Annotated in this window: 10 protein-coding genes; 7 read left to right on the forward strand and 3 right to left on the reverse strand. The window is 41.6% G+C overall.

The features are described from left to right. Nucleotides 1-2: 2 nt before the first annotated feature. Nucleotides 3-629 (reverse strand): hypothetical protein, encoded by a 627-nt coding sequence (locus EOD41_RS02880; RefSeq protein WP_127703267.1) that lies wholly within the window; start codon nucleotides 627-629, stop codon nucleotides 3-5. Nucleotides 630-1,667: 1,038 nt separating this feature from the next. Between EOD41_RS02880 and EOD41_RS02885 the strand changes: the two genes are divergently transcribed. From EOD41_RS02885 to EOD41_RS02910, 6 genes are all read left to right on the forward strand, one after another. Continuing rightward, on the forward strand, nucleotides 1,668-3,905 hold the full coding sequence (locus EOD41_RS02885) for a GH92 family glycosyl hydrolase (protein ID WP_127703268.1): 2,238 nt from the start codon (nucleotides 1,668-1,670) through the stop codon (nucleotides 3,903-3,905). A 263-nt stretch (nucleotides 3,906-4,168) separates the two neighbouring features. Next, nucleotides 4,169-7,258, forward strand: coding sequence for a SusC/RagA family TonB-linked outer membrane protein (locus tag EOD41_RS02890; RefSeq protein ID WP_127703269.1), 3,090 nt, complete (start codon nucleotides 4,169-4,171; stop codon nucleotides 7,256-7,258). Nucleotides 7,259-7,269: 11 nt separating this feature from the next. Further along, nucleotides 7,270-9,162, forward strand: a complete 1,893-nt coding sequence (locus EOD41_RS02895; protein WP_127703270.1) for a RagB/SusD family nutrient uptake outer membrane protein — start codon at nucleotides 7,270-7,272, stop codon at nucleotides 9,160-9,162. Between the two features lie 19 nt (nucleotides 9,163-9,181). Beyond that, nucleotides 9,182-9,859, forward strand: coding sequence for a DUF3823 domain-containing protein (locus EOD41_RS02900; RefSeq protein ID WP_127703271.1), 678 nt, complete (start codon nucleotides 9,182-9,184; stop codon nucleotides 9,857-9,859). 123 nt (nucleotides 9,860-9,982) lie between these two features. Next, nucleotides 9,983-12,211 carry a GH92 family glycosyl hydrolase gene (locus tag EOD41_RS02905; protein ID WP_127703272.1) on the forward strand — a complete coding sequence of 743 codons (2,229 nt, stop codon included), beginning with the start codon at nucleotides 9,983-9,985 and terminating at the stop codon, nucleotides 12,209-12,211. Nucleotides 12,212-12,235: 24 nt separating this feature from the next. Further along, on the forward strand, nucleotides 12,236-13,657 hold the full coding sequence (locus EOD41_RS02910; RefSeq protein WP_164849870.1) for a glycoside hydrolase family 28 protein: 1,422 nt from the start codon (nucleotides 12,236-12,238) through the stop codon (nucleotides 13,655-13,657). Between the two features lie 67 nt (nucleotides 13,658-13,724). Here EOD41_RS02910 and EOD41_RS02915 read toward each other — a convergent pair whose 3' ends face one another. Both EOD41_RS02915 and EOD41_RS02920 read right to left on the reverse strand, forming a co-directional pair. Beyond that, nucleotides 13,725-15,239, reverse strand: a complete 1,515-nt coding sequence (locus tag EOD41_RS02915) for a cellulase family glycosylhydrolase (RefSeq protein WP_127703274.1) — start codon at nucleotides 15,237-15,239, stop codon at nucleotides 13,725-13,727. Nucleotides 15,240-15,495: 256 nt separating this feature from the next. Next, entirely contained in the window at nucleotides 15,496-16,608 is a 1,113-nt protein-coding gene (locus EOD41_RS02920; RefSeq protein WP_127703275.1) for a glycoside hydrolase 5 family protein, read from the reverse strand. A 413-nt stretch (nucleotides 16,609-17,021) separates the two neighbouring features. On the opposite strand from EOD41_RS02920, the gene EOD41_RS02925 reads away from it, so the two are divergent. Beyond that, a complete protein-coding gene (locus EOD41_RS02925) occupies nucleotides 17,022-18,482 on the forward strand; it encodes a glycoside hydrolase family 140 protein (protein WP_205780478.1) in 1,461 nt (486 codons plus the stop codon). Nucleotides 18,483-18,486 lie beyond the last annotated feature (4 nt).

Consider the following 18,486-nt stretch of genomic DNA (forward strand, 5'->3'; position numbering starts at 1 on the left):
TTTTAATGCAGATTTGGTAACTGGAGCTTAGGCCAGAGCAGGTCTGAGTAAAGCCCCAGTACTTCCTCCAGTGCTTGTTTTTCCATGTTATTGGTGATCCGCTTTTGATCGCGGTGCTGGATGATCCGGTCGATATAGGCATATTTCAGCGAGGGATGGTTAATAATCACCGCAGTACTTACGGATGGTGTAATATCCAGACCTACACTTGAGTAGGGCCAGGCGGCGGCTGTTTCCTTTAGCATTTGAACCAGGGGGTCGCTTGGGGCAAGACCGCTACTTAATTTGAACAGTGGTGCCAAATGCCGGAAAATCAGGTCGACCGAGTAAATGGCTTCGCAAGTGACCGGCTCTTCATAAGCTTTCAAATACGCCTGTATCGCAGCTTCTTCCAATTCGCGTAGTAGCACAAACTGAATGGCGCGATAAAAATATTGCGCCGCCCACAAACCGGCGCTTTCATCAAAATCCGGCGCGTTGAAGGCCAGTTCCAAGCGCTCCGCCAGCTGATATTGTTGTAACAGTATTGCCGTTTCTCGTAAGTCATCTGCGTGAAATTCAAGTAGCTGGCGGGGTACATTGACCACGCCTTCGGTAAATAATCCTTGTACAAATTTGCTGAGTTTCACTTCCTTTAAATAAAAGAAATATCCAGTAATAAAGCAAATAGGGATTGAGGACAATTATTGGAAGAATATCCTTATCAGGGATCACCGTTTTGATTTAGCTAATAATACAAAGAGATAAATTTTTTGCAAAGTGTAGTATAGCTCTATACTGCTACCGCTTTAAGCAGCGTAGTTCCCGCTGTCGAACATGACCGCCCTCCTTTGCGTGAAGGCTGATGCACACCTTCAGTCAGACTTCAACAATGTTAATAGCGATTAGAAACTCACGGAATATGAACATTGCTAGTCACAAAAAACGGTTTACGCAGAACCGGAAAGGTCAAAAGGGGCGGGTGAGTAATTATCTTAGGCGCGTTGGTGACAATGTTGACTTTAAAAAAGCAACAGAAAGCTAACTGCCTTAAAAAGTCACAACATAAAAAAAGGATTCGCAACTTGCGAATCCCTTTGCGAGTACGCCAAACGATACAAATTTCCGCACATTTTTTAGAAGATATTGAAGTGTTAATGCGTTTAATTGCTTAAAACGCGGGTTTATAATAAGGCGACGGGAAGTTTATCCGATCATTTAATTCATAATATAGTTAAATCAAACTTACAAGACTACCTCTCGACAACATTTCCTCAATAGTAATCGAGATCATAAGGCGAACAAAAACATTATTATAACATCAAAGCCATAAATATTTCGGCGCTTCTTAAGGCTTGTTTGCCGCTTTACAGAATTTCGGAGTACAATCTCTGGTTTCCGGTCGATCAATCGACCTTTGTTTATGATAACAGAATTAAGACTTGTTTTTTAACGCCCCAGTCAATTCGGAATAACTAATACTGTGATATGACATAACCCCAACAGGAAATGATATCACATCCATCGCAAGTCAAGCTATCCACCTGATGAAGCTGTAAGTTTACTACATACATCTATCAACTAACCTCCTACATTAACCGGTAAATAATCTTTAATTAACCATTTTAGTTTTTCTTTGGGCCTTTATTAATAATCGTGTTATAAAACACAACTCCAATTAATTATCCATGTTTTACCCAAAGTATTTCAAAATTGTACTGTTTTTGGCTTATATATTTAGCCTTAGCCCTGTCTTTTCCCAAACGTTAACCGGATCAGGTAACCTGAAATATGTTGACCCTTTGATTGGTAACGTTGGGCAGTTACTTGAACCAACACGACCTACGGTGCAGTTACCTAATCAAATGATGCGGATGTACCCGCTTCGCAAAGATTATATTGATGACCAGATAGCAGGGTTCCCACTACTTGTAGTGTCGCACCGTTTAGGTGAAGCATTTAGTATTAAGCCCTCTGTTGAAAAGATAACTGAAAAATCATTCGCCCGTAAACAAACATATGACCATGACCTGGAAGTAACGCGGCCATGGTATTATTCCACATATTTAATTGAAGATGATATAACTGTTGAATATGTGCCCGGAAAAAAAGCAGCTGTTTATAAATTTCAATTTCCGCAAAAAGGCGAAAAAAACTTATTATTCAATGTTCTTAATCCCGCTGATGCGCAATGGCAATTTAAGTCGGGCAAAGAAATAACAGGCGTTGAAATATATCATGGTGATATTAAAATTTATATGTACGGTACTTTTAATGAAAAAGGCACTTTTGGTACACTGGTAGATAATCAGTTATCACGTAAAACCGGGGCAAGCGGGAAAGGGGTAAAAGCGTGGATAAGCTTCCCGGGGTCTGCTGAAAATATTGAGTTTAAATACGCAGTTTCTTTTATCAGTGCGGAGCAAGCCAAAAAGAATTACAATAATGAATTTAATAATCAAGGATTTGAAGCGCTAAAACAGGCCGGTGAAAAAGCCTGGGATAAAGTAATTAATCAAATTAAGGTAACCGGTGGTACCGAAGCGCAAAAACGCAGTTTTTATTCGGCACTTTACCGTTGTTATGAGCGCCCGGTAGATATCACTGAAGACGGTCAATATTACAGCGGTTATGATAAACAGGTTCACAAAACAGATCGACCATTTTATGTAGATGACTGGACCTGGGATAGTTATTTGGCTCACCACCCGTTAAAAACCTTACTTGACCCTGCAACCGAAAGCGATGTGCTTAATTCATACATAAAAATGTATGAGCAAAGCGGCTGGTTACCAACCTTTCCGGTATTATTTGGCGATCATGCCTGTATGAATGGGTTTCATTCAACCATAATGTTTCTTGATGCTTATAAAAAAGGGCTTAGAGGTTTTGATACGGTAAAAGCTTATCAGGCTATGTTAAAAAATGCAAATGAGGCCACCATGCTGCCTTGGAGAAACGGCCCTAAAGGCGAGCTGGATGATTTTTATCATCAAAAGGGCTACTTCCCGGCACTAAAAAAAGGAGAGAAGGAAACCAATGAAATGGTGCATTCTTTTGAAAAGCGACAAGCTGTTGCGGTTTCTTTAGGTGCCAGCTATGATGATTGGGCGCTGGCGCAGTATGCTAAAAGTATAGGCAAAACAGATGACTATGAGACGTTTACAAAACGGGCGCTTAACTATAAAAACTTATGGAGCGACAACGAAATGCTGTTTATGCCCAAAGACGCGGAAGGCAACTTTATTGACATCGACCCTAAGTTTGACGGCGGCATGGGCGGACGCGATTATTATGCCGAAAATAATGGCTGGACGTATATGTGGCAGGTACAGCACGATATTCCGGGTCTTATAGGTTTAATGGGCGGCAAAGACAAATTCCAAGCCCGGTTAGACCAGCTTTTCCGGGAACCGCTGGGCCGCAGCAAATTTGAACTGCATTCCAGGTTTCCTGATTTTACGGGTATTGTAGGCCAGTTCTCAATGGGTAACGAGCCAAGTTTTCATATCCCATACTTGTATAATTACGCCGGCGCTCCATGGAAAACGCAAAAGCAAATCCGCATGTTGCTTGATGTTTGGTTTAAAGACAACATTTTCGGCATACCAGGCGACGAAGACGGAGGTGGTATGACAGCATTTGTGGTATTCTCATCAATGGGCTTTTATCCTGTAACGCCGGGCATACCGATATATACTATAGGTAGCCCGCTGTTTGAAAAAGTAATAATTGATTTGCCAAATGGTAAGCAATTCAAATTAGTAGCCAACAACTGCTCGGTAAAAAATAAATATATACAACATGCTAAACTGGATGGAGTAGAAATTAATACGCCATGGTTTACTCATCAGCAATTAATTAATGGTGGCGAACTGGTGTTTGAAATGGGGCCGAAGCCTAATAAGAAATGGGGAGCAAATTAATTCAGTTAAATAATATTATTTTTAATTCATTGTAAATCAGTTGTTTGTATTGAGTTAATCTGCATTATTCTGGAATTAACCAATTTTTAACCCTTCCGATTTAACCTTGCAGCGGTATTTTTTTAGTAAATGCCGTAATCCAGTTAAACCATTATAAACATGCATCACTATTTATTTTTTCCACCCTGATAGGGGTATTTATTACCTGTTTCGGAGGTAGCAAATGGAGATTTTATAACCTAATTATTTAAAACTTAAAAAGTATGATGAAAAGATACTTACTACTATTAATGATACTTTTCCCTTTTTGTGTTGCTGCACAGCAATTAACAATCAGCGGAACGGTAACAGACTCAGCTAACGTTTCCTTACCCGGTGTTAGCGTAAGTGTAAAAACGGCGAAAGGAGTACAAGGCCTTATGGCCACTGATGTTAACGGTGCTTATAAGGTAAATGTTCCGGCAAATGCCGATGAGTTAATCTTCGCTTTTGTGGGCATGCAAACCGTTACCGAAAAAATAAACGGTCGTACAACAATCAATATCAAGTTAGGCGGCAGCAGCGGCCAGCTTGATGAGGTGGTTGTGGTAGCCTACGGAACGCAAAAAAAGGAAACGCTTACCGGCGCTATCACCAACATCAGAACCGCCGATATACAAACTACCCAAAACGTAAGCTTAGCTCAAAAGCTTTCGGGTAAACTGGCCGGTTTAAATATCAGGCAAACAGAAGGTGAGCCGGGTAACTTTCAAAACTCAATTAATGTACGTGGTTTTGGTCAGCCGTTAATTGTTATTGACGGGGTACCGCGTAACGACCCTGGGGACTTTCAAAAACTTAACGGTAACGACATTGAAAGTATCACAGTACTTAAAGATGCATCTGCAGCTATTTACGGCTTAAATGGTGCTAACGGTGTAATACTGGTTACTACCCGCCGCGGCACAAAGCAACGTACCGAGTTTAACTATAACCTGGTTACCGGTATATCAAGCCCGACAGAAATGCCAAAGATGTCAACCGCGGCACAATGGGCACAAATACGTAACGACGCGGAGATATATAAAAGAGGCGGCGGTGCTCCTTTCTACAGTAAAGAAGAATTGCAAAAATACATAGACGGTGCGCCGGGTTATGAAAATACCGACTGGTATGCACTAACCATGAAAGACCATTCCAACACCAGCCAACATACCCTATCTGCAACAGGCGGCAGCGAAAAAGTGCAGTACTACACAAGCTTGGGCTATTTAAATGAAGGTGGCTTATTGCGTACCAACAATATGGGTTATAAGCAATATAACTTTCGCTCAAACCTTACAGCCAACCTGGTTAAAAATTTAAAGGCAGATTTCCTGGTAGCTGGTAGGTATGATAAAAAAACTGCGCCAGGCGGGGGCTTTCTATGGATATTTAAAGGCACAAGGGTTTCATTACCTACAGATCGTCCGTATGCGAATAATAATCCGGACTATCCGGGTGCCACGTATCTGGAATCTAACCCAATCGCACTTTCAGACCCGGATAACGTAGGCTATATCAACAGCGAGAACCGTAATATCAACACTACGTTCTCACTAACCTACACAGTGCCAAAGGTAGATGGTTTATCACTTAAGGTTTTAGGTACTTATGATTTTAACAGCTTTCAGGAGAAAGATCTTTACAAAAGTTACAAACTGTATCGCTATATCGATGAGGAGTATGTACCTTACACGATAAGAAACGGTAGTGCCGGTTTGTCAAATTCGTTCAGAAATTCAGATCAGCTATCATTACAAGCCAGCATCAACTATACTAAGAAGATTGCACAGCACAACATTGGCGCAGTACTGGTTTTTGAGCAGCAACAGTATAATAACCGTTTTGCTTATTTAAGCAGAAACTACTCTTTCTTTACTAATGATCAGATAAATTCGCTACCACGCGGTACAAACCCTGATGCTATTAGGGGTATTGAAGCTAAAAGTGCTACGCAATCGTATGCCGGTCGTGTAAACTATAACTTTAATGAAAAGTATTTGGTTGAGTTCGCATTCAGAAAAGACGGTGATTACCGTTACAATCCTGATAAACGCTGGGATTTCTTCCCTGTGGTATCGGCAGGTTACCGTATTTCAGAAGAGTCGTTTTTTAAAAAGGCGCTTCCTTTTGTATCAAGCCTTAAGCTAAGGGGTTCATATGGTATAGTAGGGGGCAACCTTGGTGACCCATTCCAATATCTTGAAGGCTTTACTACTACAGGCGGCGGCAGTTACGAGTTTACTGAAGGTTCAATCACATCAGGCGCGGCATCACCGGCAATTGTAAACAGGAACCTTACCTGGACACGATCAAAAGTAACCGACTTCGGTATCGACCTTTCATTATTTAACAACACGCTTGACATTACAGCAGACGTTTACCAACGCGATAGAAGCGGTTTGCTTGGAAAACGCAATGGTACGTTGCCAAACACTTTTGGTGGCACCTTGCCTGAAGAAAACCTTAACAGCGACCGTATCCGTGGTATTGATTTAAGTATCAGTTACCGTAACCGTATAAATGATTTTGAATACGGTATTTCTGGTAATGTTAACTACAACCGTAGTATGAATTTATATGTAGAGCAGGAACAGGCAACTAACAGCATGGTAAAATGGACAAACAGACAAGGATACAGATACAATGATGTTACGTGGGGCTACGTGTACGATCGTCAATTTGAAAGCGCTGAAGATATATTACAGTCGCCGTTTCAAAGTGAATTCCTTTACCCGGGCAGCTTTAAATATAAAGACATAAACGGCGACAACATCATTAATAGTGAAGACATGCAGCCGATATTTTATAACTCAAACCCTAAATTCAACTTTGGTTTAACACTAAGAGCAGCTTATAAAGGTTTTGATTTGAATGTATTGTTGCAAGGTGCTGCCAAGTATACTATTCGTTTCAGTGAAATATATGGCGAGGTGATGGCATTTAGAGGAAACACACCTGATTATTTCTTTGACAGGTGGCATCAAGCCGATCCTTATGATCCTAACAGCGCATGGATACCCGGAAAGTGGCCGGTATCACGCTTTAACGCTGACGCTGGCTCTGATATATGGGAGAGTGACAGGTGGCGTCGAGACGCGAGCTATGTAAGGATTAAAAGCGTTGAGTTGGGTTACACCTTTAAACAGCAATTGCTGCAAAAAGCAGGCATAAAAACTTTGAGAGTGTATGTTAACGGATTTAACCTGTACACTTTTGCTGATAGCTTTGTTAAGCCGTTCGATCCGGAAAAAGCTGCCGGTGCGTATAACGCCGGTTATGGTTATCCACTAACCAAGATATTCAACTTTGGCGCGAACATTAATTTTTAAATGAAACTGTGATGAATCAATTTAGAATAAAAATATTGGTATCAGCTGCTATTTTACTGCTATTTAGCTGTAAAAAGGTGCTTGATATTGAACCAACAGATAAAATTAGGGGAGAAGTGCTGTTCTCTGACCCTGAAGGTACAAAACTGTATATGGCAAACCTGTATTACCAATTGCCAACAGAAGACCTTAGCTATCACTTACAAGGGTTTAATGCTAACGGTCCCGGGCCAATTGGTACCGGTGGTTTACAACCGGCAATGGTTACTGATGAAGCCATTCACTCCGAATGGGGAGTTAGCGTAGCCGACGACCAGCAACATTATTGGGAGCAAGGATACAAACTTATCCGCGACGTAAATATTTTGATTGATGCTATTCCGACACTACAAATATCTGATCAGGAAAAAGATGCCTTGATTGGTGAGAGCGCATTTATACGCGCATTTGCCTACTTTGCATTGGTTAAACGTTACGGCGGTGTGCCGCTTATAACTTCAAAACAGGAATATTCAGGAAGTATTGAAGCACTGAAAGTGCCACGAAGTACTGAAAAAGATTCATGGGATTTTGTATTGGCCGAATGTGATCGCGCCATTGAAAAATTAGGTACAGATAAAGGCCGTCGCGCCAATAAGTATATGGCTTATTCGTTAAAAGCGCGTGCGGCATTATTTGCAGCATCGGTAGCCAAATTTGGTAGCCGGGCGCCACTTTCAGGTGCGGCAGTAACTCAAAAACTGGTTGGATTAGATGCCTCATTGGCTAAAGGTTATTACCAGGCCTGTATTGCGGCTTGTGAAGGAGTGATGAATTCGGGCCAATACAGTTTGTATAAACCTAATCCGGCCAGCCCCGAAGAAGCAGCTGAAAACTACCGCCAAATGTTTGAAGATCCTAATCGCGCTCCTGAAGAAGCCATTATGATTAAGGGTTACGCAATGCCGGGCGACTTTATGGGCCATAACTATGATATATGGTATCAGCCTGCACAAACAGCGAACGGTTGGCCGCATCCCGGTCGTATGAACCCGATACTGGAGATGATTGATAAGTATGAAAGCTATACTAACCCTGGTCACGACGCACCAATTATAACTACTGCAGATGGTGATTATAATGATTATAACGGTTACAATCCTTCTGAAAACTACCTGAGATTCAATAATACAACAGATATTTTCAAAGACAAGGACGCACGTTTATGGGCAACAATAGTTTTGCCGGGCACTATGTGGAAAAACACCAAGATTATCATCCAGGCAGGTTTCGTGAAGCCCGATGGCCAGGCGGTTATCCGTACAAATGCTAACATTACTGTCAATGGTAATACCTATTACACTTACGGTGCAGCAAGCGTTTCGCAATACTCAGGTTTCGACCCATATGGCGGTAACAACACCCGTACAGGTTTTAGCTTTAAAAAGTTCCTGAACCAAAACAAACAGGTTATTGCCGCCTGGAATCAAAGCACTACCGACTTTATGGAGTTTAGGTATGCCGAGATTTTGCTGACCTATGCCGAAGCCGTGTTTGAAAGTGGTGAAGGAGATGCTCAAGCGGCAAAAACAGCGCTTAATGCCACCCGCCGCCGTGCCGGCCATACGGTTGATATTCCGTTAACTGCCGAAAATATTGAACGTGAGCGTGCCGTGGAACTTGCCTACGAGAACAAGCGTTTCTGGGACTTAATACGCAGAAGAGAGTATCATACATTGTATAATAATACCATGATACATGGCTTATTCCCTTTACTTGATTTAAGAGCGTTACCTCAGCAGAAATACATTTTTGTACGTGCGGTGCCGCCTAACGAATGGTACAAAACCTTCCAGCCAAGGGGATATTACAAAGCGATTCCGGGTATAGGTGCTAACGGACTTGTTCAAAATCCACAGTATTAATGCAGTTATTTTAAATATTATGAACAAACTAAAATACATTTTTTACATAGCAGTTATTGCGCTTGCTTCATGTAAATTAGATAACTACGAAAAACCTACGGGCAGCTTGTCTGGAAAGTTTATTGATGAAGAAACCGGTGAACTTGTGCAACAGGAGATAAGTTTAGGTACAATGGTAGAGTTAAGGGAGCATGGCTATAATCCCGTAACGCCTCAAAATATTATTGTGCAGCCCGACGGTACTTATAAAAACACCCAATTGTTTCAGGCAAAGTATTCGGTAGTGCCAACAAAAGGTAACTTTATGCCTATAGATACACAGGTGGTTGATGTAAAAAGCAGCACTGAGCTTGATTTTAAGGTTACTCCTTTTTTAAGAATAAAGGATATAAACATTACCAAACAAAATGGCAAGGTAGTGGCTAAATTTAAAGTAGAGCAGGTTTACACCGGCGCGCCAATACTGGCTATTGGTTTATTTGCCAATAAATTCCCGATGGCAGGCAGGTATTCAGCCCTTGTTTTTACGGAGACTATCTACCCTCCATCCTCACAGGAGTATACCATGGAGCTTGATATTGCCGGCAATAGTAGCATTTTAAAAGCTGGCCAGCCATACTACTTTAGGATAGGTGCTATTATAGATGTACCCGAAGCCAAGTATAATTATACAACAGCTGTAAGAATTACACTATAACAGTTACTACAATAGTTCATTTTTGATCCGGCGGATATCCTGTCTGCCGGATCAAATTATTTTACAGGTGTTAAGTATATCGTTTTTTACTGATTTGGCCTGTACAACAATACATCTCATTTAATGAAATCATTAAGCAAATTAAGCTGTTTGCTGTTTTTAGGCTTAGCAAGCCATACAGCTTCGGCGCAAAAATTAACATCCTTTGTAGATCCGTTTATAGGTACCGGCGGGCACGGGCATACTTATCCCGGTGCAACGGTGCCTTTTGGTATGGTACAGCTTAGTCCGGACAACGGACGCAATGGCTGGGACTGGTCAAGCGGTTATCATTATAGTGATACAGCCATAGTTGGCTTTTCGCATACCCATTTAAGCGGTACCGGCATAGGGGACTGGTGCGATATTTTAACTGTACCATTAGTTACCCATAAAGCTGATACCGGCGTTACTCGCTTTGGCTTTTCGCATGCAAACGAAACGGCAAAACCTGGTTATTACAAAGTGAAACTTAACAACGGCATTATTGCTGAGCTTACTGCTACCGAAAGATGCGGATATCATAAATATACTTTTCCGGCCGGAAGCTTACCCGCAATAAAATTTGATTTGGGTTTCTTTATCAATTCAGACAAGCCGGTTGAAGGCTGTATTCATAAGGTGAATGATTCAACAATAGTAGGGTACAGGTATTCTACTGGTTGGGCTAACAAACAAGGTGTCTATTTTGCCGCACGCACATCAGTTCCATTTAAACAATTGCTGTTATCTGCCGATAAAAAGCAACACCAGGCGGGTACCGAAACGAAAGCCGAATATGTAGGCGCCCAACTACTTTTTGAAAAAGCAGGAGTAGTGCTGCTAAAGGTTGGCCTTTCATCAGTTAATGAAGAAAAAGCGCTGGCTGCTATCGGCGAAATAGGAAATTATAGCTTCAATCAAATTTATACAGCTGCTGATAGTAAATGGGAGAAAGAGCTGCAAAAAATTAAAATCACTTCAGCGGATGATGATGCAAAGAAAATATTTTACACCGCGTTGTACCACACTTGTATGGCGCCGGTTTTATATTCGGATGTCGATGGTGCTTATCAAAATGCCAAAGGCGAATTCATAAAAGGCAGTGGCCAACGTTACACGGTGTATTCATTATGGGATACTTTTAGGGCGCTTAATCCGCTGTTTACTTTAATACAGCCCGAGCGAAATACCGACATTTTGAACAGCATTATGGCCTTTTATAATGAAAACGGCGCGTTGCCGGTTTGGGATTTAAGTACCAACGAAACCAATACCATGGTGGGCTATCATGCCATACCCGTTTTGGCCGACGCAATATTAAAAGGCGTAACAACAATTGATGCACAAAAGGCTTACGCGGCAATGCGTAAAAGTGCTTTTCAAAACGTTCGGGGTACTCCTGATTACATTAAATACGGTTACATTCCGAAAGAAAAGCTTACACAAAGCGCTTCTGTAACCATTGAATATGCGTATGATGACTGGTGCATTGCACAGGTGGCGAAGAAGCTTGGTTATATGGACGATTATCTTTTGTTCTCAAAACGCGCCATGTCTTACCTTAATCTTTTCGACAAAACTACAGGCTTTATCCGCGGAAAACATGCCGATGGCAAATGGGTTGAACCGTTTGATCCGTTTCATTCTGAACATGATGGCGCTAACTCCGTTTATACCGAAGGAAACGCCTGGCAGCACTCATTTTTTGCTCCTCATGATGTTCGCGGACTTGCCAAGGCTCATGGCAGTAATGAGGCACTTCTGAAAAAGCTTGATCAATTATTTAACGCAAGCTCAGAAGTAACCGGGGAAAACGTATCGATGGATATTTCAGGTCTTATTGGTCAATACGTGCATGGCAACGAGCCAAGTCACCACATTGCTTACATGTACACCTTTTTAGGTCAGCCCTGGAAAACTCAGCAACGTGTACGGCAAATAGTTGATTCGTTGTACACAGCAAAGCCTGATGGTTATGCAGGTAACGAAGATTGCGGCCAAATGAGTGCCTGGGCGGTTTGGAGCATGGTAGGTTTATATCCGGCTAACCCGGCAGGTGGCGAATATGTGATTGGCAGCCCGGCGATTAATAATGCGGTTATTCAGCTTCCCGGAAATAAAACACTAAAAATAAATGCAGTTAATAACAGTAAAAAGAATATTTATGTTGCCGCTGTAAAATGGAATGGTAAACCATATCCGCTTACGTATTTTAAGCACGATAAATTGTTGCAAGGCGGTACCATTGAATTTATCATGAGCAGTATCCCTGTAAAAACATGGGGTATAAAACCGTCATCATGGCCATATTCAGCAACTGATATTAAATAATTGAACATGCTATATTGTATAACTATGAAAAAAGTATTAAAACTGATTTTAGTACTACTTGCCGTCATTGGTCTTTCCACAGAAGTTCATGCGTTAGCAGTGGAAAGTAAAGTATATAACGTAAAAGATTATGGTGCCGTTGGTGATGGGAAAACTTTGAATACCGATGCGTTAAACAAAGCTGTAACCGCGTGTGCCGATGCCGGTGGCGGTATGGTGCTGGTGCCGCAAGGCAACTACCTGAGCGGTACTGTTGTATTAAAAAGCAATGTTACTTTTTATCTGGAAGAAGATGCTACCATTATTGGCACAACCGAACTTTCTCAATATAAAAGTCTTCCGCTAAAACTTAATAATCCTAAAGAGCCGGTGATGTTACGTTGGGAAAACATAGACCGGTGGACACGCGCGCTGATTTTGTTAGACCATGTAGAGAACGTTACAATTGCCGGTTCGGGCACAATTGATGGTGCATCGGTAACCGACCCGCGAGGGGAAGAGGGCAGGCGCGGGCCTCATGCTATTATCATGGGCAACTCAAAAAATATAATCATAAAGGATATCAGAGTTACACGTGCAGGCAATTACAACATTATGGGCTTTTATATTGAAGATGCCAAATTCAGTAGACTCTCAATTATTGAAGGCTCTGACGGTATTCACATCCGCAGCGGTAAAAACTTGCTGATTGAGGGTTGTAAATTTTATACTCGTGACGATGCTATTGCCGGTGGTTACTGGACAAATATGCTTATAAACGACTGTTTGCTTAATACATCGTGCAACGGTTTAAGGCTAATTATGCCGGCCAATGGGCTTGAGGTGAAAAACTGTATAATATCTGGTCCGGGTGTATTTGGACATTACAGGCAAAATTCATTTAACCCGGTATCAACCAATACACTTGCAGCATTCATATTACAACCCGGTGCCTGGGGTGGTGCTCCCGGCAGGTTGGATAATGTGTACATACACGACATACGCGTACGCGACCTGAATACACTTTTTTCATTTGTATTGAATGAAAACAACAACAGCCGCAACATCCGTGTTGAACGTGTTAACGCAACCGGTATTAACATGGCTGCCTGCGCGGTTGAAGCTTGGCCAACTGATAACTGGTTTGAAAAAGTATCATTCAAAGATATCAACATAACATATAACATTAAGGATGCCGCCATTTTAAATACTGCTGAAATTAACCGCCCGCGTACTGAGGCACGGCCATTGCCTTATTGGGGATGGTATGCGCGTAATGTAAAACAACTGGAGCTAACTAACATTACACTTAACTATACAGGTAATGAAAAACGCCCGGTAGCAGCTTTTGAAAATGTTGGCAGTGTAATAATGAACAACATAAAGTACAAAGCGGTAAAAGGAATAAAGCCTTTTGTGTATAAGTCATCAACCAAAGTCCAGCAAACAAAGGTTGTTGCATTTTAATTAACAACCATTAAATCAAACAAAAAAGGATGGCATTTGCCATCCTTTTTTGTTTGTAGGTATAAGATTACTGCTGTATAAAGTTCCACTGTTCTGAATACCATGCTGAATCTGATGGGGTGGTGCTCATGTCACATTCAGCATAACCAAGCTGACCTTCGTTATTTACAAAGTTATTTGTCCAGCGGCACTTAATTGATTTCCATACAGTTGATATGGTAGTAAGTGTAAAGTGGCTTGATAGAGCGTCGGCCTGTATGGTGGTGCAGTTTAAGTTGGTTGGCCCGTTTTCGGCATGCATATATTCGCCTGTGGCTTTGTTTTTAATGCGGGTAAATCCGCTGTAAGTTTCAAGGCTCCATAAATAAGCATCGCCCGTGCCCGAACCATAGGTTACCCTTGTACCACCATCAAGTAAATATTGGGTAGGCTGCCACCTGTTTTGAATGCGGTAGTAAGTGGTAGCAGATGTATTCATCGCGTTTACAAAATTTTGCCAACCGGGTTTGTTTGTACCGTTTGATAGCTTCAAGCCGAAATTTTGTTCTCTGTCGGCCGGGTTTGTACCTAAATCTTTATAAGCGTACCAAAACAATGGCCCAGTGTACGACCAGCTTCTCCAGCGTGTGTAAGCATCTGTAACAAACTGAGCCTGCTGTGCCTGTGTAACGCCGCCAATATTGCTGTTACCTGTATGCCAGCCTACTTCGGTGCCCCAAATCTTTTTAGCGCCATCGCCATTATTTGTCATTATCTGATAAAGGTCGGGCACTTTGTTAAAGGTGCTGTATATTGAAGTGCTGTACGGTCCGTCGGGGAAACAATAGGGGTGTATGCCAATGGCATCCATATAGTTTTTACCGCTGTTAGCATAAATGCCGGTTAAAAAGTCGGTAGGACTAATATCAGCACCGTTCGTAACCGCCGGTGATAAACCCGCCGATACAATAGTAACGCTTTTTCCCAGCGCTGTGGCTGATGCCCTAACCGCGTTCGCGCCGTTTTTTAGTACGATGTTGGTGTAATTAGCAACATTACAGGTAGGTTTCCAAAATGCAGTGATATTAGGCTCGTTCCACATCTCCCAGGCGTCTACACCTTTAGGTATATACCTGTCGGCACAAGCCTTAACAAAGTTATACCAGGAAGTTGCATGTGCAGCCGTTGGTGGATATTTATCGTCGGCATTGCCACCGTTGGCCCATGACGGGCAGTAAGTAGGAATAACCAGCACTTTGAAACCCTTGGCTATGGCAGCGTCTATCACTTTGTCAAACTGGGTAAAGTTCCAGGTTGTGCTTGTCGGCTGTATCACACTCCAGGGTAAATCCATACGAATATACAGAGCATTGGTAGCATCAAAGTCGTTCATAAACTGGGTTATTTGTGCATCTGTCATATAAGAGATTAATGACGGGCACATGCCACCGGTAGCGTTTTTTGTCGACATGGTTTTTTTAGCCGGTTTAGGAAGGTGATCGGCCTTATTATTTGTTGGTGATACTTCTGTACGTTTACATCCCATTATAGCAAACGCAATGATAGCGGCGCAAAGCATTGCGCCATTTCTTAGTTTTTTCATTATTTGGTTTTATTGGTAATGTCCGCCGGGGAGGCGGTTGTAATTGGTAAATTGTAAAGAGTGATATTGTGCCTTTGTGATTAAACCTTCCCCTTTAATAAGAATTAATCACGGCGTAATAGCCGGGCGTGTAATTGTTAAGTTTTCATAGGAGGTATGTTTAATGAGTTCATGCTTGATACGTGATGAAGTTAACGTTGCCGGATTGCGGCGCTTTGCAAAACAAAAAATGGGCAGCATACGCCGCCCATTTAGTTTATTTTAATGCATTTATATACGCCTGCCACGCTGGTTTGTTAGTGCCATTGTAAAGCTTCAAACCAAATTTTTGTTCCCTGTCGTTCATGTTAGTACCCAAGTCTATATAATTATACCAGCATAACGGACCGGTGTATTCCCATTGTGCCCATAGTTTGTAAGCCAAAGTGATGTACTCAGCCTGTTTAGCCTCTGACACGCCGCCTATTACACTGTAACCGGTGTGATATCCGAATTCGGTACCCCATATTTTTTTGTTGCCATCGCCATTATCAACCATTATCTGGTGTATGCGTGGCGTCATTTGGAATAAGCTCCATTCAACCGTACTGGCAGGGCTTTCCGGAAAGCAATAAGGGTGATGGCCAACAGCATCCATAAACTCCTTACCGCCTTCTTCATAAATACCCTTCAAAAAATCCATCGGATGAATATCCCTGCCGTTAGAAGCAGCTGCAGCCAAACCGCCCGATATTACGGTGACATTTTTGTTTAAAGCGGTTGCCGAGGCTTTTACCGCGTTATATCCATTCTTTAAAACAATATTGGTATAAGCCTCAACATCACACACCGGTTTCCAGAAAGCAGTAATGTTCGGTTCATTCCAAAGTTCCCAGGCATCTACCCCCTTCGGTATATACCTGTCGGCGCACGCCTTTACAAAGTTGTACCAGTCAATAGCATGTTCTGGTGTTGGCGGATATTTATCGTCGCTGTAACCGCCGTTGGCCCATGCCGGGCAATAGGTAACTATAGGTAACACTTTAAAACCGTGTGCGGTAAGCGCATTAATTGCACGGTCGTACGGACCGAAGTTCCAGCTATCCTTTCCGGTTGGTTGTATTACGCTCCATGGTAAGTCCATGCGTACATACAGGCCGTTCGTTTTTTCGTATTCTGTTAAAAAAGTGTTCAACTCATAATCGGTCATGTAAGGGAGCAGCGTAGGACAAATGCCACCCAGCGGATTTTTCTCTTTTGGCTTGGTAGGTGTAGTTGTTTCATCATCCGGTTCTTTTACAGGATTAGGAGAATTTTTTTTGCAACCTGCCAATACAATAAAGGTGACAAGTGCGGCAAGTAAAATCGGGCGAAGTAAAAATTTGTTCATGAGATATTGATTAAAAATTGGTTGTAAGTAAGTCTGAGCGCTGCTTGTACACCTGCATGCGCTATTGCTTACCTAATTTTATAAGGTGTTTATCAGTATGTTCGTAATTGGCTTGTAAATGCTCTTATGAGAAAGAGAATACCCTAAAATAATTTTTTCGGTTACTTTTGGGTTAACTATGGGTTAATGACGAGGTTTATTAAATAAGTTACTGTAAATGAGGTGTTTAAATTTGTTGGCTTTTATTTAAGTATCTTTTTGAATAACCGAAATACTTAGCCTAAGTTCAAACGATTTATATAACTAATCTGATGTTTTTTAGAAAAAAGATACCTTACTATAATTATTATGCTGTTGTTAACCTTTAAATAACTGTTTCATATCATTTTTGGGCAACCATTATAAGCATGTATATGAATAAGCATTACTTTTTTAACATACCAGGAAAGCCAAGGCATATAATCGTAGCAATGATATGCCTTGCATTTACCTGTTCATTTGTGCAGGCACAGCATCTGGTAGTTAAGCCGTCGTCAACTATTATTGAAACCAGCGACGGCAAACATTTTTTATGGCTTGGTGATACTGCCTGGGATTTGTTTATCAAATTAAATAAACAACAGATTAACCAATATCTCGATAACAGAAAAGACAATGGTTTTACTGTAATACAGGCGGCAATTTTAGGCGTTGACGGTACTGGCCGAAAAACAAATGCTTACAACGAACTGCCTTTTACCAAACAAGGCGTGCCCGCTATAAACGAAAAGTATTTTAAAAGGATTGATGAAGTTATTGATGAAGCCGGGAAGCGTGGTTTGTATATGGCTTTATTACCTACCTGGGCAGCAGGCATTTTTAATAAAGAAGGTAAAAGTTCATTATTGAATACGCAAACCGCCTATGAGTATGGCCGCCTGTTAGGAAAACGTTACCGTGATAAACCGGTAATATGGATACTGGGTGGCGACCGCAACGTACAGACAGATAATGAATATGAAATATGGAATGCCATGGCTAAAGGCATTACTGAAACTAATAATGGCCAAAACCTTATCACCTATCACCCCACAGCGCCGGTAACTTCAAGCTACTGGTTTCATAATCAGGCATGGTTGTCATTTAATGGTATTCAAACAGGGCACGAGCGGAAATTTAATCCGGTTTATGAGTTTGCTGCCGTTTTCAGTCAATCGTTACCTTTAAAGCCGTATGTAAATCTAGAACCGGCGTACGAAGACATAGCTGTTCAATTTTGGAAACAGACAGATTACGCCGCGGCCGGTAAAACCGTTGATGATGTGATTGGCAACAAAGGTTTGATAAAAGATACTTCGTTTTTTAAAAAAGGCTTTTTTGACGGATATGATATACGTATGGAAGCTTACTGGACATTTTTTGCAGGTGGGGCTGGCTATACTTATGGTAACAACGCAATTTGGCAAATGTACAGGCCTGGAGACAAATACGAGGTTGCCGCGCTGCATTATTGGAACACCGCACTAAACAGGCCCGGTGCCACAGCCATAAAATATATGCGGCAACTGTTTACACAATATCCGCTTGGTAGTTTTCATATCGATCAATCTGTTATTTATGGTGCCAACTTTTATAATGATGAACATATAAGGGCTGTAGTAGCTAACAATAATTCCTTTTTACTTATCTATCTTAATAAAGGACAATCGGTACGGGTTGTTATGAATAAGCTGCAAAGCTCAGGCGAAGCCTACTGGTTTAATCCGCGAAACGGAGAGAAGCAATTAATAGGCAAGATTGAAAACACCGGTATTAAAACATTCAATCCGCCAAAAGAAAACACTCCAGCGGGTAACGACTGGATTTTAATTTTACAAAGCTCACAAACTAATTAATATA

The organism is Mucilaginibacter limnophilus, assembly GCF_004005815.1.
Taxonomy (GTDB): Bacteria; Bacteroidota; Bacteroidia; order Sphingobacteriales; family Sphingobacteriaceae; genus Mucilaginibacter; species Mucilaginibacter limnophilus.